21 protein-coding genes are annotated in these 19,372 nt (G+C 72.6%); 16 read left to right on the plus strand and 5 right to left on the minus strand.

Annotation, left to right across the window (positions count from 1 at the left end; translation table 11 throughout):
- Window positions 1-15: 15 nt before the first annotated feature.
- From JOD65_RS09815 to JOD65_RS09830, 4 genes are read left to right on the plus strand one after another with little or no spacing between them, the layout of a single operon-like run.
- Window positions 16-162 carry a hypothetical protein gene (locus JOD65_RS09815; RefSeq protein WP_191196544.1) on the plus strand — a complete coding sequence of 49 codons (147 nt, stop codon included), beginning with the start codon at window positions 16-18 and terminating at the stop codon, window positions 160-162.
- A 5-nt stretch (window positions 163-167) separates the two neighbouring features.
- Window positions 168-1,268, plus strand: a complete 1,101-nt coding sequence (locus JOD65_RS09820) for an energy-coupling factor transporter transmembrane component T (protein ID WP_191196545.1) — start codon at window positions 168-170, stop codon at window positions 1,266-1,268.
- Complete coding sequence (locus JOD65_RS09825; RefSeq protein WP_307821062.1) at window positions 1,265-2,881, plus strand: ABC transporter ATP-binding protein; 1,617 nt, start codon at window positions 1,265-1,267, stop codon at window positions 2,879-2,881. The genes JOD65_RS09820 and JOD65_RS09825 overlap by 4 nt, the downstream gene beginning before the upstream one ends.
- Window positions 2,878-3,702, plus strand: a complete 825-nt coding sequence (locus JOD65_RS09830) for an ECF transporter S component (protein ID WP_191196546.1) — start codon at window positions 2,878-2,880, stop codon at window positions 3,700-3,702. The genes JOD65_RS09825 and JOD65_RS09830 overlap by 4 nt, the downstream gene beginning before the upstream one ends.
- 26 nt (window positions 3,703-3,728) lie before the next feature.
- On the opposite strand, the gene JOD65_RS09835 is transcribed toward JOD65_RS09830, so the two are convergent.
- From JOD65_RS09835 to JOD65_RS09845, 3 genes are read right to left on the minus strand one after another with little or no spacing between them, the layout of a single operon-like run.
- On the minus strand, window positions 3,729-4,883 hold the full coding sequence (locus JOD65_RS09835; protein WP_191196547.1) for a PQQ-dependent sugar dehydrogenase: 1,155 nt from the start codon (window positions 4,881-4,883) through the stop codon (window positions 3,729-3,731).
- A 36-nt stretch (window positions 4,884-4,919) separates the two neighbouring features.
- The gene (locus JOD65_RS09840; RefSeq protein ID WP_307821064.1) at window positions 4,920-5,831 is read right to left on the minus strand and encodes an EamA family transporter; all 912 of its coding nucleotides are present in this window, start codon (window positions 5,829-5,831) and stop codon (window positions 4,920-4,922) included.
- A 13-nt stretch (window positions 5,832-5,844) separates the two neighbouring features.
- Window positions 5,845-6,408 (minus strand): PadR family transcriptional regulator, encoded by a 564-nt coding sequence (locus tag JOD65_RS09845; protein WP_191196548.1) that lies wholly within the window; start codon window positions 6,406-6,408, stop codon window positions 5,845-5,847.
- Between the two features lie 62 nt (window positions 6,409-6,470).
- Here JOD65_RS09845 and JOD65_RS09850 point away from each other — a divergent pair, with 62 nt between their 5' ends.
- The 8 genes from JOD65_RS09850 (at window position 6,471) to JOD65_RS09885 (ending at window position 13,732) form a co-directional block, all read left to right on the plus strand.
- Complete coding sequence (locus tag JOD65_RS09850; protein ID WP_191196549.1) at window positions 6,471-7,571, plus strand: WD40/YVTN/BNR-like repeat-containing protein; 1,101 nt, start codon at window positions 6,471-6,473, stop codon at window positions 7,569-7,571.
- A gap of 74 nt (window positions 7,572-7,645) precedes the next feature.
- Entirely contained in the window at window positions 7,646-8,104 is a 459-nt protein-coding gene (locus JOD65_RS09855) for an SRPBCC family protein (protein ID WP_191196550.1), read from the plus strand.
- A 317-nt stretch (window positions 8,105-8,421) separates the two neighbouring features.
- Window positions 8,422-9,069 (plus strand): helix-turn-helix domain-containing protein, encoded by a 648-nt coding sequence (locus JOD65_RS09860; protein WP_191196551.1) that lies wholly within the window; start codon window positions 8,422-8,424, stop codon window positions 9,067-9,069.
- A 64-nt stretch (window positions 9,070-9,133) separates the two neighbouring features.
- The gene (gene ilvD, locus JOD65_RS09865) at window positions 9,134-10,825 is read left to right on the plus strand and encodes a dihydroxy-acid dehydratase (RefSeq protein WP_191196552.1); all 1,692 of its coding nucleotides are present in this window, start codon (window positions 9,134-9,136) and stop codon (window positions 10,823-10,825) included.
- A 49-nt stretch (window positions 10,826-10,874) separates the two neighbouring features.
- Window positions 10,875-12,095 (plus strand): kynureninase, encoded by a 1,221-nt coding sequence (locus JOD65_RS09870; protein WP_191196553.1) that lies wholly within the window; start codon window positions 10,875-10,877, stop codon window positions 12,093-12,095.
- Window positions 12,092-12,853, plus strand: a complete 762-nt coding sequence (locus tag JOD65_RS09875; protein ID WP_191196554.1) for a GNAT family N-acetyltransferase — start codon at window positions 12,092-12,094, stop codon at window positions 12,851-12,853. The genes JOD65_RS09870 and JOD65_RS09875 overlap by 4 nt, the downstream gene beginning before the upstream one ends.
- Window position 12,854: 1 nt before the next feature.
- Window positions 12,855-13,271, plus strand: a complete 417-nt coding sequence (locus tag JOD65_RS09880; protein WP_191196555.1) for a VOC family protein — start codon at window positions 12,855-12,857, stop codon at window positions 13,269-13,271.
- Window positions 13,268-13,732 (plus strand): deoxycytidylate deaminase, encoded by a 465-nt coding sequence (locus JOD65_RS09885; protein WP_191196556.1) that lies wholly within the window; start codon window positions 13,268-13,270, stop codon window positions 13,730-13,732. The genes JOD65_RS09880 and JOD65_RS09885 overlap by 4 nt, the downstream gene beginning before the upstream one ends.
- On the opposite strand, the gene JOD65_RS09890 is transcribed toward JOD65_RS09885, so the two are convergent.
- Window positions 13,713-14,420 carry a hypothetical protein gene (locus JOD65_RS09890; protein WP_191196557.1) on the minus strand — a complete coding sequence of 236 codons (708 nt, stop codon included), beginning with the start codon at window positions 14,418-14,420 and terminating at the stop codon, window positions 13,713-13,715. The two genes, JOD65_RS09885 and JOD65_RS09890, sit on opposite strands and share 20 nt — an antisense overlap.
- A gap of 43 nt (window positions 14,421-14,463) precedes the next feature.
- Between JOD65_RS09890 and JOD65_RS09895 the strand changes: the two genes are divergently transcribed.
- Window positions 14,464-15,069 carry a TetR/AcrR family transcriptional regulator gene (locus tag JOD65_RS09895; protein ID WP_204811071.1) on the plus strand — a complete coding sequence of 202 codons (606 nt, stop codon included), beginning with the start codon at window positions 14,464-14,466 and terminating at the stop codon, window positions 15,067-15,069.
- Here JOD65_RS09895 and JOD65_RS09900 read toward each other — a convergent pair.
- Window positions 15,066-15,515, minus strand: coding sequence for a DUF6973 domain-containing protein (locus tag JOD65_RS09900; protein ID WP_191196558.1), 450 nt, complete (start codon window positions 15,513-15,515; stop codon window positions 15,066-15,068). The two genes, JOD65_RS09895 and JOD65_RS09900, sit on opposite strands and share 4 nt — an antisense overlap.
- 25 nt (window positions 15,516-15,540) lie before the next feature.
- On the opposite strand from JOD65_RS09900, the gene JOD65_RS09905 reads away from it, so the two are divergent.
- The 3 genes from JOD65_RS09905 to JOD65_RS09915 all read left to right on the plus strand — a co-directional run bounded on the left by JOD65_RS09905 (window position 15,541) and on the right by JOD65_RS09915 (window position 19,310).
- A complete protein-coding gene (locus JOD65_RS09905) occupies window positions 15,541-16,557 on the plus strand; it encodes a S66 family peptidase (protein ID WP_191196559.1) in 1,017 nt (338 codons plus the stop codon).
- A 54-nt stretch (window positions 16,558-16,611) separates the two neighbouring features.
- Window positions 16,612-17,295 (plus strand): 4a-hydroxytetrahydrobiopterin dehydratase, encoded by a 684-nt coding sequence (locus JOD65_RS09910; RefSeq protein WP_191196560.1) that lies wholly within the window; start codon window positions 16,612-16,614, stop codon window positions 17,293-17,295.
- Window positions 17,296-17,555: 260 nt separating this feature from the next.
- A complete protein-coding gene (locus JOD65_RS09915) occupies window positions 17,556-19,310 on the plus strand; it encodes an acetolactate synthase large subunit (RefSeq protein ID WP_191196561.1) in 1,755 nt (584 codons plus the stop codon).
- Window positions 19,311-19,372 lie beyond the last annotated feature (62 nt).

Genomic DNA, 19,372 nt, shown 5'->3' on the forward strand with positions numbered 1-19,372 from the left:
TCTCCGGGAGACTCAGTGTCGAGCGCGTCCTCCGAGGCGACCGACCCGCAGGCGGACAGTCCCGCTCGGGTGCCGGCCGCCCTCACCTGGGGCGTGATCGGGCTGCTCGTGCTCGCCATCGCGGGGAGCGCGGTCATCGCGCGTCGCAGACGGGGGGTCTGACGCGCGTGACCGGATCGGCGGCCCTGCCGCGTGACCTGCACCCGCTCGCCTGGTGGGCCTGGGCGATCGGGCTGGCCACGGCGGCATCGTTCACCACCAACCCGCTGCTGCTGCTCCTCATCATGGGGTCGGCGACGGTGGTGGTGATGGCGCGTCGGTCCGGTCATCCGTTCGGCCGGTCGTTCCGGCTCTACGTGCTCCTGGCACTGTTCACCGTGGTGATGCGGGTGGTCTTCCGGATCATCTTCGGGGGCCAGGAGATCGGCCACGTGCTCCTCGACCTGCCCGAGATCCCGCTGCCGGACTGGGCAGCCGGTGTCCGGCTGCTCGGTCCGGTGACCAGCGAGGCGCTGCTGGCCGGCTTGTACGACGGGCTCCGGCTCGCCGCGATCATCATCTGCGTGGGTGCCGCCAACTCGCTGGCCAACCCCAAGCGCGTGCTCGCCTCCGTGCCGCCGGCGCTCTACGAGATCGGCACCGCCCTCGTCGTCGCGGTGACGATCTTCCCGCAGCTCGCCGACAGCGCCCGTCGGGTCCGGGCCGCCCAAGCGCTGCGCGGCGGCGCCACCACCGGCGTGGGTCGACTCCAGCGCTTCCTGGTGCCGGTCCTCGAGGACGCGCTCGAGCGGTCCCTGTCCCTGGCAGCCGGCATGGACACCCGCGGCTACGGTCGCTCCGGCGGCGCGACCGTCCGCGAGCGGTGGGTGACCGGGGCGCTGCTGCTCCTCGCCCTCACCGGCATCTGCGTCGGGACGTACGCCTGGCTCGACCCGACCGCCCCGCAGGTCCTCGCGTTGCCCATGCTCGGCGCGGGCGTCGCGGTCGCGGTCGTCGGACTGGTCAGCGCCGGACGGCGCGTGCAGCGCACCCGCTACCGGCCCGACCCGTGGCGCGGTGCCGAGCTGTTCACGGTCGGTATCGGCATCGCCGTCGCGGTGCTGGGCTACTACGTCAGCCACACGCAGGTCGTCGTCGCCTATCCCGGCGTGACCGTCGTCCCGTACCTGTCGCCGCTCGCCCTCGCGCTCGGCGTGCTCGGCGCGCTGCCGGCCGTCGCGACCCCCGTCCCCGCCACCGCCCCCGTCCGACGCGAGGTGACCGCGTGAACGGCCACGGCGTGATCGAGCTGCGCGACATCGGCTTCCGCTACGCCCAGCACCAGGTGCTGGACGGCGTCGACCTCTCCCTCGAGGAGGGCGAGCTGGTCCTCGTCTCGGGCCGCACCGGCGTCGGCAAGTCCACGCTGCTCGGCATCGTCACCGGCCTCGTGCCGCGCTTCACCGGTGGGGTCCTGACGGGCGACGTCCTGCTCGACGGGCGCAGCATCGTCGACCAGCCGCCGCGCGAGCGGGCCCACCTCGTCGGGTACGTCGGCCAGGACCCGCTCGCCGGGTTCGTCGCCGACACGGTCGAGGAGGAGCTCGCCTACGGCATGGAGCAGCTCGGCACCGCGCCGGAGACCATGCGCCGCCGGGTCGAGGAGACGCTCGACCTGCTGGGCATCGCCGACCTGCGCGCCCGCGACCTGCGCACCCTCTCGGGCGGCCAGCAGCAGCGCGTCGCCATCGGGGCGGTGCTGACCACCCACCCCCGCGTGCTGGTCCTCGACGAACCCACCTCCGCCCTCGACCCGACGGCGGCCGAAGAGGTCCTCGCGACCATCACACGCCTGGTCCACGACCTCGGCCTGACGGTGCTCCTCGCCGAGCACCGACTCGAGCGCGTGGTCCCGTTCGCCGACCGGATCTGCCTCGTCACCGGCGACGGGGGCATCCGGGTCGACGAGCCCCGCGAGATCCTCGTCGACTCGCCGGTCGCGCCGCCGCTCGTCGAGCTCGGCCGCCTCGCCGGATGGGAGCCCCTGCCCCTGACCGTCCGCGACGCGCGCCGCCAGGCCCGCTCCCTGCCCGAGATGGCCCCGCCCGAGCCGCAGTCGTCGCCGGCGTCCGACCCGCTGCTGGTCGCCCGGGGCGTGACGGTGGTGCACGGCTCGCACGTCGCCGTACGCCAGCTCGACCTCACGCTGTCCCCGGGACGGGTCACGGTCCTCATGGGCCGCAACGGCTCGGGCAAGTCCAGCCTGATCTGGGCGCTGCAGGGCTCGGGCAGGAGACGGTCGGGGACGATCAACGTGGCCGGCGACGACCCGGCCGACCTCGCGCCCGCCGAGCGTCGTACGCACGTCGGGCTGGTGCCGCAGACCGCCGCCGACCTGCTCTACCTCGAGACCGTCGCCGACGAGTGCGCCGCGGCCGACACCGGCACCGACGCCGAGCCCGGGACCTGCCGCGGCCTGCTCGACCGGCTCGCCCCCGGCGTCGACGACGCCATCCACCCGCGCGACCTCTCCGAGGGACAGCGGCTCGCGCTCGCGCTGTCCATCGTCCTCAGCGCCCGGCCGCCGGTCGTGCTGCTGGACGAACCGACCCGTGGCCTCGACTACGCCGGCAAGGCGGAGCTGGCGCGCATCGTCGCCGACCTCGCCGCTGACGACCACGCCGTGCTCCTGGCCACGCACGACGTCGAGTTCGCCGCCCACGTCGCCGACGAGGTCGTCGTGATGGCCGAGGGCGAGATCGTGTCGCACGGCACGCCGCGACGGGTGCTCGCCGAGTCGCCGTCGTTCGCCCCGCAGGTCACCAAGGTCCTCGGACCGCCGTGGCTGGTCGTCGAGGAGGTCGCGGCGGCGCTGGCGCGGGCGGGGGCGGGACTCGCATGAGCATCCTCGAGCGCACCCGGTCCACGACCCAGCCGGAGGTCGCCCTGCCCATCGGGCCGCGGACCGCCGCGGTGCTGGTCCTCGCCTCTGCCGTCGGCCTGATGATGCTGTGCTGGCCGCTGCTGCTCGTGGCCCAGCCCGGGGACCGGGTCGAGCCGCCCTTCATGTTCCTCGCGCTGCTCCCGCTCGTGATGGTCGTCGTGCTCGCCGAGATGGGGGAGGGCGGCATGGACTCACGCGTGCTCGCCGTCCTCGGGGTCCTCTCCGCGATCAACGCGGTCATGCGCGGGCTCGGCGCCGGGACGGCCGGCATCGAGCTGGTGTTCTTCCTCCTCGTGCTGGGTGGTCGCGTGTTCGGTGCCGGCTTCGGCTTCGTCCTGGGCTGTACGTCGCTGTTCGCCTCCGCGCTGCTGACCGCGGGCGTCGGGCCGTGGCTGCCGTTCCAGATGATCTGCGCTGCCTGGGTCGGCATGGGCGCGGGCCTGCTGCCGCGGCGGGTGAGCGGCCGCGCCGAGATCGGCATGCTGGGCGCCTACGCGGTGGTCGCGTCCTACCTCTACGGCATGCTGATGAACCTCAGCTTCTGGCCGTTCACCCTCGGAATCGTGGTCCCCGGCCACGAGGGCGCGCTGGCCTACGTCGCCGGGGCGCCGGTGCTGGAGAACGCGCACCGGTTCCTGATCTACACGCTCCTCACCTCGACGGGCGGCTGGGACACCGGGCGCGCGATCACCACCGGCATCGCGATCGCCGTGCTCGGCCCGGCGATCCTCACCACGCTGCGCCGGGCGGCACGTCGCGCCGTCGTACGACCCGGCTGACGTCCGGGCCTCGCCGCCCGACCCGGTCAGGGCTGGACGCGGAGGATCCGGTCGTCGTCCGGCGTCGGCTCGCCACGCCCGTCGCGGTTGGAGGTCGTCAGCCAGAGCAGCCCGTCGGGGGCGGCGACCACGGTGCGCAGCCGCCCGTACTCGTCGCCGAAGAACGCCCGCGGCTTCGACGCCTTCCCGTCGGCGGAGACTGCGATGCGCCACAGGCGCTGGCCGCGCAGGCCCGCCATCCACAGGTGGCCGTCGGCGAAGGCCAGCCCGCTCGGCGAGGCCTGGTCGACCGGCCACACGAGCTGCGGGTCGATGTACGACGCGTCGCCGCCGGCACCCTCGACCAGCGGCCAGCCGTAGTTGCCGCCCTTCTCGACCAGGTTGAGCTCGTCCCACTCCGAGTCGCCGAACTCCGAGGCCCACAGGCGCCCGTCGTCGTCCCACGCCAGTCCCTGCACGTTGCGGTGGCCGAGCGACCACACCGGCGAGTCGGGGTCCGGGTTGCCGGGAGCGGGGTCGCCGTCGGGCGTGATGCGGAGGATCTTCCCGGCCAGGCTCTGCGGGTCCTGGGCCAGCTCGGGGTCGCCGGTCTCGCCGGTCGTGACGTAGAGCTGGCCGTCCGGGCCGAAGGCGATGCGTCCGCCGTCGTGGATGAAGCCGGCGGGGATGCCGTCCAGGACGACCGTCGTACGTCCGAGCCGCGCGCCGTCCAGCTCGGCCCGGACGACCCGGTTGTCGGTGTCGGTGGTCAGGTAGAGGAACAGCGTCCGGTCGGTCTCGAAGTCCGGGGACACCGCGACGCCGAGGAGGCCGGCCTCACCCTGGGGCACGGCGCCCGCGACGGCGCCGAGCGGTGACACCTCGCCGTCCGTCCCGATGCGGAGCACGCGCCCGGAGATGCGCTCGGTGACCACGGCCTCACCGTCCGGGAGGAAGTCCACGCCCCACGGCACCTCGAGTCCCTCGACGAGCGTGTCGACCACGTCGGGCGGGCCGCCGGGGGAGCCGGGCGGCGTCCCGGGCTCGGACTCGCCGTCGGTCGGGGTGTCGGTGGGGGTCGGCTGGCTGGGCAGGTCGGTGGGCTGGGTGACGCGCGGGATCGGCTCGGTGTCGGTGCCCGAGCAACCCGCGACAGCGCCGAGCGAGAGGACCAGCGAACCCACGGCCAGTCGCGATCTCATCTGTGACTTCACGTCGCCCCCCTCATGTGGCCCCCTTCACGTCGCCAGTGTGCCGGGTGTGGCCGAATGCTCCTCGCCCCGGTGACCGGGGTGCTCCCCGGGCGCCGACCCGGAGCGGGTCGCGCCGATCGACGCGGCGACGACGCACCCGATGGCCAGCCACTGGACGGGGGACAGGTGCTCCTGCAGCACCACGATCGCGGCGAGCGCCGCCGCGGCCGGCTCGAGGCTCATCAGGATGCCGAACACCGCCGGCCGCAGGCTGCGCAGCGCGACGAGCTCGCAGCTGTAGGGGATGACCGAGCTGAGCAGCCCGACGAGCGCACCGATCAGCAGCACCCGGCCGTCCCACAGCGACGTACCCGCGCTGAGCAGGGCGGGCAGCGTCATCGCGGCCGCGGCGATGATGCTCGCCACGGCGAGGCCGTCGAACCCTGCCCACCGCCGCCCGGTGCTCGCGCTGAGCAGGATGTACGCCGCCCACGCGGCGCCGGCGAGCAGGGCGTACGCGACACCGACCAGGTCGAGCCCGGTCCGCTGGAAGCCGAGGAGGGCGACCCCGATCGCGGCCAGCAGCACCCACACCAGGTCGCGGGCGCGGCGCGAGCCGAGGAGCGCCAGGGACAGCGGCCCGATGAACTCGATCGTCACGGCGATGCCGAGAGGGATGCGGGAGAAGGACTGGTAGATCGCCCAGTTCATCGTCGCGAGGCTGGCGCCGAAGCCGAGCACGACCAGCCAGTCCCGCTGCGTCCGGCCGGTGAACCGAGGACGGGCGACGGCGGCGAGCACGAGCGCGCTGGTCACCAGGCGCAGCCACACCATCGCGGTAGGGGAGATCTCGCCGAACAGCCCCTTGGCGATCGCCGCGCCGAGCTGGACCGACAGGATCCCGACCATCACCAGACCGACCGGTCCGAGCAGGGTCGGGCTCGGTCGGTGGGTCACCGGGCAAGCCTATTCAGCCTGGTGCGCCGTCCTCGAGGCTGTCCAGCGCGCGGCGGGCGTGACGTCCCTCGGCGGCGAAGTAGTCCAGCCCCCAGTCGGCGACCAGCGACGGGAACCGGAACGGCTCGCCCGGTCGGTCCGCGCCGCGCAGCGCCTCCCTCACCTCGGCGAGGTCGGTCGTCGCCCGCTCGAGCTCGTCGAGGTAGTCCAGCAGCATGCGTCGGGTCTGCTCGGGCTCGCTCGCGTGGCCGATCAGCAACCGCAGCAGCACGGTGTGCTTGAGGACGGGGAAACCGGCGGGCGTCTGGTCCATCCAGTCCTTGAGCGCCTGCTGGCCCGCGTCGGTGATGGCGTACGTCGTCACCTCGCGGCCGTCGTCGGGGCGGGCGTCCGCCCGCACCAGCCCGAGGCCGGTGAGGCGTCGCAGCTCGGTGTAGATCTGGCTCATCGCGGGGGAGACCCAGTAGAAGCGGAGCGTGACGTCGGCGCGCTGCTTGACCTCGTACCCCGTCAGCTCGTCGCCGAAGGTGAGGAGGCCGAGGATCGCGTAACCCGTCACCGGGACGTCTTGACTCATCGCCCTCCGAGAGTAATGTTCCTAATCGGAATAGTCACCAACTCGCCGTCGCGGAGGCCCCGATGTCGCGCACCCTGCTCATGGTCGGAACCCGCAAGGGCATGTGGCTCGGGACCTCCGACGAGGCCCGCACGTCATGGGAGTGGACCGGGCCGCACTTCCCGATGGAAGAGGTCTACTCCGTCATGGTCGACACCCGCGGCAGCACGCCACGCCTGCTCGCGGGCGCCTCGTCGAGCTGGCTCGGCCCGCAGGTCTGGCGCTCCGACGACCTCGGTGCCACGTGGGACGAGACGCCCAACGGCGCCGCCCGCTTCCCTGAGGACACGGACACCACGTTGGCCCGGGTGTGGCAGCTGCAGCCCGGCACCTCGGCCGACGGCGGCGACGACGTCGTCTGGGCGGGCACCGAGCCGGGCGCGGTCTTCCGCTCGGAGGACCGGGGCGAGACGTTCTCCCTCGTCCGCGGCCTCTGGGACCACCCGCACCGACCGGAGTGGAACGAGGGCTTCGGCGGACAGGCCTTCCACACGATCCTGCCGCACCCCTCCGACCCTTCGCGCGTGCTCGCGGCGCTGTCCACCGGCGGGGTGTACGTCACCGAGGACGGAGGGTCGTCCTGGAAGGCGTCGAACACCGGGGTGAAGGCGGAGTTCTTCCCCGGTGAGCGCAACTACCCCGAGTTCGGCCAGTGCGTGCACAAGGTCGCCCGGGACGCCGCTGATCCCGAGCGGCTCTACCTGCAGAACCACGGCGGGGTCTACCGCTCCGACGACGGCGGCGCGTCCTGGCAGGACATCGCCCCGGGGCTACCGACCGAGTTCGGCTTCGCCATGGTGGCCCACCCGCACCGCGCGGACACGGCGTACAACTTCCCGATCACGGGCGCCGAGGCCCGCTGGCCCGTCGACGGGAAGGCGCGGGTCTACCGCACCACCGACGCTGGCGCGTCCTGGGAGCCGCTGGGGGAGGGGATCCTGCCCGACGGCTACTACACCGCCGTCATGCGCGACGCCCTCTGCGCCGACGACCACGACCAGCCCGGCCTCTACTTCGGCGGCCGCAACGGCGGCGTCTGGGCCTCGCCCGACGAGGGCGCGTCGTGGCAGGAGATCCACAAGGACCTGCCGGACGTCCTCGTGGTCCGTGCCGCGCGGATATGACCTGAGCTGATCTGACGTGACCCGGATCTGACATGGCTCTGCCGAACGCGCCGACCGAGGTCTAACCTCACGCCATGGCCGACTTCTCGCTGTCGCGGAGCATCCGCGTCCACGCGTCCCCGGACCGCATCCACGCCCTGCTGGACGACTTCCGTGAGTGGCAGAAGTGGTCGCCCTGGGAGGGCCTGGACCCCGACCTGAACCGGGAGTACTCCGGCCCCGACCACGGCGTCGGGTCGACGTACCACTGGGCCGGCAACAAGAAGGCCGGTGAGGGCGAGATGGCGATCACGGAGTCCACCCCGACCTCGGTCGTCGTCGACCTGGTCTTCCTCAAGCCCTTCAAGGCCACGAACGTCACCCGCTTCGACCTCGCCCCGGTCGGCGACTCCACCGACGTCACCTGGACGATGACCGGCTCCCGCAGCGCGATCATGTCGGTGGGCGGCAAGCTCTTCTTCGACAAGGCGATCGCCAAGGACTTCGACCGCGGCCTCGGCGACCTCAAGACCCAGGCCGAGCGCGGCGCCTGACCCACTCGCCCTTGCCGGTGAGTCTGTCAGCGACTCAACGGTCCTGGCGGCCGTGTCCGACCCGGCTGCCGTCGGCAGTGGCCCGTGAGTCTCTGAGCGACTCACCGGCAAGGACGGGCGGGAGGGGCCGGCGGTCGAGCCCGGCCTGACCGTCCCGGCCCGGGCGGTCGGAGAGGTGCCACGAATCGTCCACAGTTGGCCAGGATCTCCGGGCCTGGGCCACGGTTGTGGACGAAGGCTGACCGCTGTGGGTGCCCGTGGGTGTGCTGGGAGTACGAGGTGCCCGACCCGCGGGTGCCGGTACGAGAGGCGGGGCCGTGGATCTCGTGGGTCGCGAGGACGAGGACCAGCAGGACGGTACGGCGGAGGTCGACGGGTCGACCTGGGACTGCTTGGCGAACTGGACACAGGCCGAGCGGGACTACTGGTTCATGGGTCCGTTCGACGGAGGGATGCCGGGCATGGTCCGCCGGATCAGGCGGATCCTGGACGTGTCCCAGCGTGGGCTGGCCGCGATCCTGGAGGTGTCGCAGTCGGTGGTGGCGCGGTGGGAGACCGGGCGTACGAGTCCGCGGGCATCCGTGGTCGAGCGGCTGCTGCGGCTCGCCCGGCTGCAGGTCACCGTCCACGACGAGGACGGGCGTGAGGTCGGGCCGATGCGCGCCGACGGGGCGCGGACCCACGGTGGCAGCCGCTTCCCGGCCCATGTCGACCTGCGCGCCACCGGGTGGTGGGTCCCGCGGAGGTTGCGGGCGATGACGTCTGTCGAGGCGTACTCCTGGCGCGACCGGTCCAGACGGCTGGGGGACCCGGCGGTGCGCTACCACGTCTCGCCGTTCCGGAAGCGGATCGAGCGGGAGCTGCATGGCACCCCGGACGACCACCCGGCGCTGGGCCAGCTCGTCGCCGAGGTGCGGTTCCTGGACGAGCGACGGGAGGCGTGGAGACCGCGGCGGGCGGCCTGACGGACCGGGCGACCGGGATGAGACACGGCGAAGCGACGACGGGCGTGCCGACTAGCCTGCAGGCATGACCCATGCAGCCGACGGACCCGACATCAAGCCCCGTAGCCGCGACGTCACGGACGGGCTCGAGGCGGCTGCAGCGCGGGGCATGCTGCGTGCTGTCGGCATGGGCGACGACGACTGGGAGAAGCCCCAGATCGGCGTCGCGTCGAGCTGGAACGAGATCACCCCCTGCAACCTGTCCCTCGACCGGCTCGCCAAGGCCGTCAAGAACGGCGTGCACGCGGGCGGCGGCTTCCCGCTGGAGTTCGGGACGATCTCGGTCTCCGACGGCATCTCGATGGGCCACGAGGGCATGCACTTCTCGCTCGTCAGCCGCGAGGTCATCGCCGACTCGGTCGAGACCGTGATGATGGCCGAGCGTCTCGACGGTTCGGTGCTCCTCGCCGGGTGCGACAAGTCGCTGCCGGGGATGCTCATGGCTGCCGCACGGCTCGACCTGGCCAGCGTCTTCCTCTACGCCGGCACGATCATGCCCGGGCAGGTCGACGGCAAGGACGTCACGATCATCGACGCCTTCGAGGCCGTCGGTGCCTGCCTGGCCGGCAAGATCACCCGCGAGAAGGTCGACGAGATCGAGCGTGCGATCTGTCCGGGTGAGGGCGCCTGCGGCGGGGCGTACACCGCCAACACGATGGCCAGCGTTGCCGAGGCGCTCGGCATGTCGCTGCCCGGCAGCTCGAGCCCGCCGGCGGTCGACCGCCGCCGCGACGGCTTCGCGCACAAGTCGGGCGAGGCCGTCGTCAACATGCTGCGCCAGGGCATCACCGCCCGCCAGATCATGACCCGCCCCGCCTTCGAGAACGCGATCGCGATGGCGATGGCGCTCGGCGGCTCGACCAACGCCGTCCTCCACCTGCTGGCCATCGCCCGAGAGGCCGAGGTCGACCTCACGCTCGACGACTTCACGCGCATCGGTCGGAACGTCCCGCACCTGGCCGACATGAAGCCGTTCGGTCGCTTCGTGTGGACCGACTTCGACCGCGTCGGCGGCATCCCGGTGCTGCTCCGTGCCCTGCTGGACGCCGGCCACCTGCACGGCGACGTGCTGACCTGCACCGGCAAGACGATGGCCGAGAACCTCGCCGAGCTCGACCCCAAGCCGCTCGACGGCGAGATCCTGCGCCAGCTCGACCGGCCGATCCACGCCACCGGCGGACTGACCATCCTCAAGGGCACGCTCGCGCCGGAGGGGGCCGTGGTGAAGAGCGCCGGCTTCGACGACTCCACCTTCACCGGCACCGCCCGGGTCTTCGACGGCGAGCGCAAGGCTCTCGACGCCCTGGCCGAGGGCGCCATCACCGCCGGCGACGTCGTCGTCATCCGCTACGAGGGCCCGAAGGGCGGCCCGGGGATGCGCGAGATGCTCGCCATCACCGGGGCGATCAAGGGCGCCGGCCTCGGCAAGGACGTCCTGCTGATCACCGACGGCCGCTTCTCCGGCGGCACCACCGGCCTCTGCGTGGGTCACATCGCCCCCGAGGCGAGCGACGGCGGCCCCATTGCATTCCTGCGCGACGGCGACCAGATCACCCTCGACGTGGCCAGCATGACCCTCGACGTGCACGTCGACGAGGCCGAGCTGGCCGCCCGAGCCGAGGGCTGGGAGCCGCTGCCGCCGAAGTACACCCGTGGCGTGCTCGGCAAGTACCGCAAGGTCGTCCAGAGCGCCGCGCACGGAGCGGTCTGCTACTGACGTACGGCCGGGCCCACCGGAGGGTCCGGGCGGCGGATAGGTTGCCGTGGTGACCAACCTGATCCAACTGGGCGCAGCCGCGCTCGACGCTGACGACCCCCTCGCCCGTTTCCGCGACCGCTTCGTCGGGGCCGCGAGCGACCTCGTCTACTTCGACGGCAACTCCCTCGGCCGCCCCGTCGCCGCGACGGCGGGCCGGCTCGGCGCGTTCGTCGAGCAGGACTGGGGCGGCCGCCTCATCCGTGGGTGGGACGAGCAGTGGATGGACCTGCCGACCACGCTCGGCGACGACCTGGCGCGCGTCTGCCTCGGCGCCGCCGCGGGCCAGACGGCTGTCGGCGACTCGACCACGGTGTGGCTCTACAAGCTGATGCGCGCGGCCGTCGACCACGCGGTGCGCACGGACCCCGGCCGCACCGAGATCGTCATCGACACCGACAACTTCCCCACCGACCGCTACGTCGCCGAGGGCATCGCCGCCGAGCGCGGGCTGACGCTGCGGTGGATCGAGGTCGACACCTCCGAGGGCGTCACCGCCGACCAGCTCCGCGAGGCGGTCGGCGAGCGCACCGCCCTCGTCGTGCTCAACCACGTCGCCTATCGCTCGGCCTGGCTCGCCGACGCCCCTGAGCTCACCCGGATCAGCCACGACGCCGGCGCACTCGTCCTCTGGGACCTGTGCCACTCCGCGGGATCGGTGCCCGTCGCCCTCGACGCGTGGGACGCCGACCTCGCCGTCGGCTGCACCTACAAGTACCTCAACGGAGGTCCCGGGTCCCCGGCCTTCGGCTACGTCAACGCGCGCCTGCAGGACGAGCTCACGCAGCCGATCCAGGGCTGGATGGGCCACGCCGACCCGTTCCTGATGGGGCCCGGCTACACGCCCGCGCCGGGCATGCGGAGGTTCATCTCCGGGACCCCGCCGATCCTCGGCATGGTCGCCATGCAGGACATGCTCGCGCTGGTCGAGGAGGCGGGCATCGAGGCGATCCGCGCCAAGTCGGTCGCGCTGACGTCGTACGCCGTCGAGCTCGCCGACGCGACGCTGCCCGACGTCACCCTCGCCTCCCCGCGCGACCCGGCCCTGCGGGGCGGCCACGTGACCCTCCAGCACGACCGGATGCGCGAGGTCACCGCGCTCCTGTGGGAGCGGGACGTGATCCCGGACTACCGCGACCCGGGCGGCCTGCGGCTGGGGCTCTCCCCGCTGTCGACGTCGTTCGACGAGGTCGAGCGCGGCATCGCCGCGGTTGCCGAGGCCCTGCGATGACCGGGCCGGTGGGGGTGCGGCTGTCGGCGACGCGGACCCGGACGACCAACGACCACGGGCAGCCGCTGGGCCGTCCGGTCGAGTGGACGGGTGCGACCGCGCCGGCGAAGGACGTCGTCCTCGAGGGGCGTGGTGTCCGCCTCGAGCCGATCGGCGCCCAGCACGCCGACGACCTGTTCGCGGCGTTGTGCCGCGTGGACGACGACGCGCTCTGGACGTACCTGGCCTGGGAGCGCCCTCGCGACCGCGAGCAGATGGTCGCACTCGTCGAGCAGCTCGCGACCGACGACGAGCGGGTGTTCGTCGCGATCGTCCCGACCGAGACCGACCGGGCGGCCGGTTTCTGCGGACTGATGCGCATCGACCCGCAGATGGGCTCGATCGAGGTTGGAGCGATCGCCCTGGGCCGCCAGCTCCAGCGCAGCCGCGCGGCGACCGAGCTGCAGGCTCTGCTGATGCGTCACGTCTTCGACGACCTGGGATTCCGTCGTTACGAGTGGAAGTGCGACAGCCTCAACGCGCCGTCGCGTCGCGCAGCGCTCAGGCTCGGATTCATCTGGGAGGGCCGGTTCCGCAACGCCCTCGTCTACAAGGGCCGCAACCGCGACACCGACTGGTTCTCGATCACGGACGGCGAGTGGCCGCGCGTGCGCACGGCGCTCGACGCGTGGCTCGACGACGACAACTTCGACGACACCGGCCGCCAGCGCACCCGCCTGGCCGCCCGGGCCCCGCGACCCGACCAGCAGGAGGCCTGAGATGGACCAGCGCGTCAGCTTCATCACCCTCGTCGTGACCGACCTCGAGGTCACCCGGCGCTTCTACGTCGACGGCCTGGGCTGGGAGCCCGAGATCCACGTGCCGGGGGAGGTGCTGATGTTCAAGGTCGCCGACAAGGTCGTGCTGAGCCTGTGGACCGAGAGCGGCTTCGTCGCCGAGGTCGGCCAGGCGCCGGCGCGCGGCGGCGTACCCCCGGTCACGCTGTCCCACAACCTCGCCACCACGCAGGGCGTCGACACCGTCCTCGAGCAGGCCCGGGCCGCCGGGGCGTCGCAGGTCGGCGAGGCGAGCGAGCGCGACTGGGGTGGCTACTCGGGCTACTTCGCCGATCCCGACGGCTTCCGCTGGGAAGTGGCCTACAACCCGGGCGAGATCGGGCAGTCTGTGCTCCCGTGAGCACCGCCAGCGCCGGGAGCACCGGACACGCCGTACCCGGGTGGGACGACTACTTCCTCGGCATCGCCGACGCCGTCGCCGCCCGGGCCAAGTGCACACGCCGACGGGTGGGCGCGGTCCTCACGATCGACCACCGCATCATCGCCACCGGCTACAACGGCGCCGCGCCCGGCGAGGACGACTGCCTGGCCGGTGCGTGCCCGCGGGGGCAGCTCGGGTACGACGTCGTGCCGGGGCTCGGGGACTACGACCGGCCGGGCACGGCGGGCTTCTGCATCGCCATCCACGCCGAGGTCAACGCCCTGCTGTTCGCGACCCGCGACACCAAGGGTGCGACCGCCTACATCACGGACCCGCCCTGCCCGGGCTGCCGCAAGGCGCTCGCCGCTGCCGGCGTGATCCGTGCCGTCTGGCCCGACGGCGAGCACGACCGCGAGGGCCTCACGACCTGGAGTCGGTAGACCCGCTTGCCCGTGAGTCTCCAGGAGACTCAAGGTCGAGTTCCCGCTTCTCCTCGGCCTTGCGCCGGCGCTTGACCTCGCCCCGCGCGATGAAGAACGCGATCAGGACCGGGATGGCGAACTTCCGCACGGTGTCGACCCACGGCGGCAGGTCCGGCAGGTCGATGTCGGGCCAGGGGATCGCCGGGAGGCGGATGTCGGGCCACGGGATGGAGGGCAGGTCGGGCCAGGGGATCGACGGCAGGTCGACGTCGGGCCACGGGATGCTCGGCCACGGGACGAGCGTCAGCAGCCAGACCACCAGGACGGGTACGCCGACGCCAGCAGCCGCGATCGCCGTCTGCCGCGCGGTGTGGAGGTGGGGGTGCGCGCCGATCCACTCGGCGCGCGCGGCTGCCTTCGACCCGGCCTCGGGCTCGAGGTCGGTGCCTCCGAGGCCGGCGTGCGCCTCGGTCTCGGAGTCGTGCAGCGTGACGCGCCGTGCCGGCCCGGTCACCCCGAACTTCAGGCGGACGGCCCCGTCCGCACCCTTCGGCGCGACGACGAAGGTCTCGTCGGAGGTCTTCTTCCGGCCCACCTCGACGCCGTCACGGCTCCAGACGGCCTCCCGGACGAGCGCGCCGCGCTCGACCACGACGGCATGCTCGTCGCCGTCGCGGACGAGGTGCCAGCGCTCGGTGTCCCCCATGCGTGCAATACTAGAGCATCCACTCCAAGAAAGGATGTGACGGGTGGCCCGCACCGTTGACCCCGAGCGCCACCTCGCGCGCCGGCTGGTGATCATCGACGCCGCCCTCACCTGCTTCGCTGCCACCGGTTACGTCGGGACCTCGACCGCGGCGATCTGCCGGGAGGCCGGCATCGGGTCCGGCACCTTCTTCCACTACTTCCCGACCAAGCAGTCGCTGCTGCTGGCGATCCTGGCCCACGGCACCGAGGAGACCCGGGCGTGGTTCGCCGCCCGCGCGGACGACGCCGACCCGCTCGCGGTCGTCGAGGCCTACGTCGACCACACCGCGGAGGAGATGTCGGAGCCCCGGCTGGCCGGGTTCGTCCGGGCGGTCGGCGCGGTGATGGGGGAGCCGGAGGTCGAGGCCGCGTTCGCGCTCGACAGCCAGGTGCTCCAGGAGGGGCTCGAGCCCTGGGTCGCCCGGGCGCAGGAGGCCGGGCAGGTGCGCGGCGACCGCTCCGCCCGCGACCTGACGGCGTGGCTGATGGTCGTGCTCGACGGCTTCCTCGGCCGGCTCGCGGTGGACGCGGACTTCACGGCCGACGCGCAGCGGGCCACGCTCCTCGACGTCGTACGACGACTGCTTGCGCCCGAGGCGCGGTCCTAGGGCTGGCGGACCCAGACGAGCTCGCCCGACTCCCACATGCCCAGGGCGACGGGGACCAGGCTGCTCATCGCCTCCGACGGCGTGAGCCCGGCGAGGTCCTCCGCGTGCTCGGTCCCGTAGGCCTGCCCGGCCGCGTTGTTGTGCGCGTCGATGCGGGAGTCTCGGCGGCTCGGGGTGCCGGCCTCCTGCGCGGCCGCGATCGAGCGGGCGACGTCGACCCCGAAGCGCGCGGTGAGCGTCGCCTGCCACATGAAGTGGCGCATCGCGTTGGTGCGCCCGGGGACGCCGCGGCCGTGCGTCGCGGCCGCCTGCAGGGCGGCCTGAGAGACGCGCAGCACCTCGAAGGCGCCCGAGGGCCCGAGGCCGGCCCTGGTCGCGGCGGCGTACAGCCGCGGGACCCCGGTCCCGGCGTGGATGGCCTGCTGCACGACGTCACCGAAACCCATGGACACACAGTGTCAGACTCGTGGCATGGCCCGACCACTCCGCTTCCCGGCCCCGCTCCGCCCCGGTGACCGCATCGCCGTGACTGCACCGTCCGCCGGCGTCACGGGTGCCTCGGCGGCCCGGATCGACTTCTGCCTCGACTGGCTGCGCGGTCGCGGGTACGACGTCGTGGTGGGGGAGTGCCTCTACGGCGACGGCCTCACCTCCGCCCCCGCAGAACAGCGTGCGGCCGAGCTGACCCGCATGCTCGCCGACCCCGACATCCACTGCGTCGTGCCTCCATGGGGCGGCGAGACCGCGATCGACATGGTCGACCTGCTCGACTGGGACGTGCTCGCCGAGGCTGAGCCCACGTGGCTCGTCGGCTACTCGGACCTGTCCACCCTCCTCCTGCCCGTCACGACCCGCCTCGGCTGGGCCACGCTCCACGGCGACAACCTCGCGGACACGCCGTACGTGGTGCCCGACGGCCTGCTGCACTGGCTCGACCTGGCCGGCGGCCCGGGCCCGTTCGTGCAGCGCGACTCCGGACTGGTCGCCACCTGGGTCCGTTTCGAGCAGGACGCGCAGGCCACCGAGTGGTCGCACGTCGGACAGGGCCGTTGGGAGGTGGAGGGCGGGGGGCGGCTGGACGTCACCGGCCGGCTGGTGGGCGGCTGCGCCGAGACGGTCGCCAACCTCGCCGGCACGCCGTACGGCGACGTGCGCGCGTGGGCCGAGGACCTCGACGAGCCGACGATCGTCTACGTCGAGGCCTGCGAGGAGCACGCGGTCAACATCTGCCGCTACCTGCACTCCCTGCGGCTGGCGGGGTGGTTCGACCGGGCGGCCGCCGTGCTGGTCGGCCGGACCAACGCCCCCGACCACGCCGACCTCACGCAGCGCGAGGCGGTGCTCGACGCCCTCGGCCGGCTGGACGTCCCGGTCGTGTGGGACCTCGAGATCGGGCACGTCCCGCCGCACCTGCCGCTCGTCAACGGGGCGCTCGCCCGGGTCGTCGTCGACGGTGACACCCGCGAGATCACCCAGACCCTCGCCTGACGTCGGCGACAAAGGGGCTGGTCGCTGTCGGTGGACGGTGGCAGGGTCGGTGGCATGAGCGATGCGACCACGGACCCGAAGGCGCGCCTGAGCCACGACGAGATCCTCGAGGCTGGCCTCGACGACTGGCGCAAGGTGCTCAACCAGCTCCGGGCCCGCTTCCGCACCGGTGACTTCGCGACGGGCGTCGCCCTCGTCGACCGCATCGGGGCCGCCGCCGACGAGGCCAACCACCACCCCGACGTCTCGCTGACCTACCCCGAGGTCATCGTCACGCTCAGCAGCCACGACGTCGGCGGCATCACCAGCCGCGACGTCGACCTGGCCCGGCGGATCAGCGGGTTCGCGGCCGAGCTCGGCGCGAGCGCCGACACCTCCGGGCTCACCGCGCTGGAGCCCGGGCTCGACACGGCCGCACCTGAGCGGCTCGGCGCCTTCTACGCCGCGCTACTCGGGGGCGAGGTCGACGACGGCGAGCCCGTCGACCCGAGCGGTCAGGTGCCGGGGCTGTGGTTCCAGAAGGGGGAGCGCGGCGAGTCCACCCTTCCCCCGCAGGACCCCGAGCAGCGCTGGCACCTCGACGTGTGGGTGCCCCACGACGAGGGCGAGCGGCGCCTGGAGGCCGTCCTCGCCGCCGGTGGCCGGTTGGTGAGCGACGCCGAGGCGCCGTCGTTCTGGGTCGTCGAGGACCCCGACGGCAACCGCTCCTGCATCTGCACGCCGCTCGACCGCGGGTGACCGGCCGGCCTCGCCCGGAGCGCGTCGCGCCACATGGCGAGACTCCCGTTCCAGATACTGGGACGCCTGTCACACTTGCTTGACGCCGGACCACCCCGGCGACGACGGTTGTCGCATGCGCACCGAGATTCTTGTACGCACGCGACGCGTGAGCTGAGGCCAGTCGGCCAACGCACGCGCGTCACCCCTCGTCGCCCACCGGGCCGAGGGGTTTTTTCATGGGCTCATCGCCGGACACCGCACACGCAGGAGAGAAGGACATGACGGAGCAGGGCGCACAGGGAAGCGGATCGGTCACGGGCGCGCAGAGCCTCGTCACGTCCCTCGAGGCGGCCGGTGTCACCGACATCTTCGGCATCCCGGGCGGTGCGATCCTCCCGGCCTACGACCCCCTGATGGACTCCACGCGGATCCGCCACATCCTGGTCCGCCACGAGCAGGGCGCCGGGCACGCCGCCCAGGGCTACGCCGCCGCCACCGGCCGGGTGGGTGTCTGCATGGCGACCTCCGGTCCCGGCGCGACCAACCTCGTCACGCCGCTGGCCGACGCCCACATGGACTCGGTGCCGATGGTGGCCGTGACCGGGCAGGTCGGCGCCGCGATGATCGGCACCGACGCCTTCCAGGAGGCCGACATCCGCGGCATCACGATGCCGATCACCAAGCACAACTTCCTGGTCACCGACCCCGCCGACATCCCGCACACGATCGCCGAGGCCTTCCACATCGCCTCGACCGGTCGTCCGGGCCCGGTGCTCGTCGACGTGGCCAAGTCCGCCCTGCAGGCGCAGACGACGTTCGCCTGGCCCGACGAGCTGCACCTGCCCGGCTACCGACCGGTGACGACGCCGCACTCCAAGCAGATCAAGGAGGCCGTCCGGCTGATCCGCGAGGCCCGGCGCCCCGTCCTCTACGTCGGCGGCGGTGTCATCCGCGCCCGCGCGTCGCGCGAGCTGGCGCAGCTGGCCGCGTTGACGGGCATCCCGGTCGTGACGACCCTGATGGCGCGCGGGGCGTTCCCCGACAGCCACCCGCAGCACCTCGGCATGCCGGGCATGCACGGCACCGTCGCCGCCGTCGCCGGCCTGCAGAAGAGTGACCTGATCATCAGCCTGGGCGCGCGGTTCGACGACCGCGTGACCGGCAACCTCGACTCGTTCGCGCCGAACGCGCTCGTCATCCACGCGGACATCGACCCCGCCGAGATCGGCAAGAACCGTCACGCCGACGTGCCGATCGTGGGCGACTGCAAGGAGGTCGTCGCCCAGCTGGTCGCGCTGCTCACGACCGAGGGCGCCGACGGCGACTACGAGGCGTGGGTGGCCTTCCTCGCCGGACTGAAGACGCGCTACCCGCTCGGCTACGACACCCCGGCCGACGGCTCGCTCGCCCCGCAGTACGTCATCGAGCGGCTCGGCGCGATCGCCGGCCCCGAGGCGATCTACGCCTCCGGTGTCGGCCAGCACCAGATGTGGGCGGCGCACTACGTCGGCTACGAGAACCCCAACACGTGGATCAACTCCGGCGGTCTCGGCACGATGGGCTTCGCGGTGCCGGCAGCCATGGGCGCCAAGGTCGGACGACCCGACAGCACGGTCTGGGCGATCGACGGCGACGGCTGCTTCCAGATGACCAACCAGGAGCTCGCGACCTGCGCGATCAACGACATCCCGATCAAGGTCGCGATCATCAACAACGAGTCGCTCGGCATGGTGCGGCAGTGGCAGACGCTCTTCTACAACGAGCGCTACTCCAACACCGACCTGCACTCCAAGCGGATCCCCGACTTCGTCAAGCTCGCCGAGGCCTACGGCTGCGTGGGGCTGGCCTGTGAGTCGCCCGAAGATGTCGACGCGACCATCGAGAAGGCCATGGCGATCGACCGGCCGGTCGTGGTCGACTTCCGCGTCCACCGTGACGCGATGGTGTGGCCGATGGTGGCCGCCGGCACCAGCAACGACGAGATCAAGTACGCGCGCGACCTGGCGCCCCAGTTCGACGAGGACGACATCTAGTGGACGAGCGAAGCGAGACCACCATCAGGAACAGTGCACAGGGAGCCTCGTCGGCGCCCGGA

It is taken from the genome of Nocardioides cavernae (assembly GCF_016907475.1).
In the GTDB taxonomy this organism is placed as follows: domain Bacteria; phylum Actinomycetota; class Actinomycetes; order Propionibacteriales; family Nocardioidaceae; genus Nocardioides; species Nocardioides cavernae.

Bases quoted from the DNA above. Each gene is read 5' to 3' on its own strand.
- JOD65_RS09915 (WP_191196561.1), top strand. From the start codon at position 17,556: ATGACGGAGCAGGGCGCACAGGGAAGCGGATCGGTCACGGGCGCGCAG.
- JOD65_RS09875 (WP_191196554.1), top strand. From the start codon at position 12,092: ATGACCGGGCCGGTGGGGGTGCGGCTGTCGGCGACGCGGACCCGGACG.
- JOD65_RS09905 (WP_191196559.1), top strand. From the start codon at position 15,541: ATGGCCCGACCACTCCGCTTCCCGGCCCCGCTCCGCCCCGGTGACCGC.
- JOD65_RS09900 (WP_191196558.1), bottom strand. From the start codon at position 15,515: ATGGGTTTCGGTGACGTCGTGCAGCAGGCCATCCACGCCGGGACCGGG.
- JOD65_RS09890 (WP_191196557.1), bottom strand. From the start codon at position 14,420: ATGGGGGACACCGAGCGCTGGCACCTCGTCCGCGACGGCGACGAGCAT.
- ilvD (WP_191196552.1), top strand. From the start codon at position 9,134: ATGACCCATGCAGCCGACGGACCCGACATCAAGCCCCGTAGCCGCGAC.
- JOD65_RS09855 (WP_191196550.1), top strand. From the start codon at position 7,646: ATGGCCGACTTCTCGCTGTCGCGGAGCATCCGCGTCCACGCGTCCCCG.
- JOD65_RS09845 (WP_191196548.1), bottom strand. From the start codon at position 6,408: ATGAGTCAAGACGTCCCGGTGACGGGTTACGCGATCCTCGGCCTCCTC.
- JOD65_RS09880 (WP_191196555.1), top strand. From the start codon at position 12,855: ATGGACCAGCGCGTCAGCTTCATCACCCTCGTCGTGACCGACCTCGAG.
- JOD65_RS09830 (WP_191196546.1), top strand. From the start codon at position 2,878: ATGAGCATCCTCGAGCGCACCCGGTCCACGACCCAGCCGGAGGTCGCC.
- JOD65_RS09910 (WP_191196560.1), top strand. From the start codon at position 16,612: ATGAGCGATGCGACCACGGACCCGAAGGCGCGCCTGAGCCACGACGAG.
- JOD65_RS09850 (WP_191196549.1), top strand. From the start codon at position 6,471: ATGTCGCGCACCCTGCTCATGGTCGGAACCCGCAAGGGCATGTGGCTC.
- JOD65_RS09835 (WP_191196547.1), bottom strand. From the start codon at position 4,883: ATGAGATCGCGACTGGCCGTGGGTTCGCTGGTCCTCTCGCTCGGCGCT.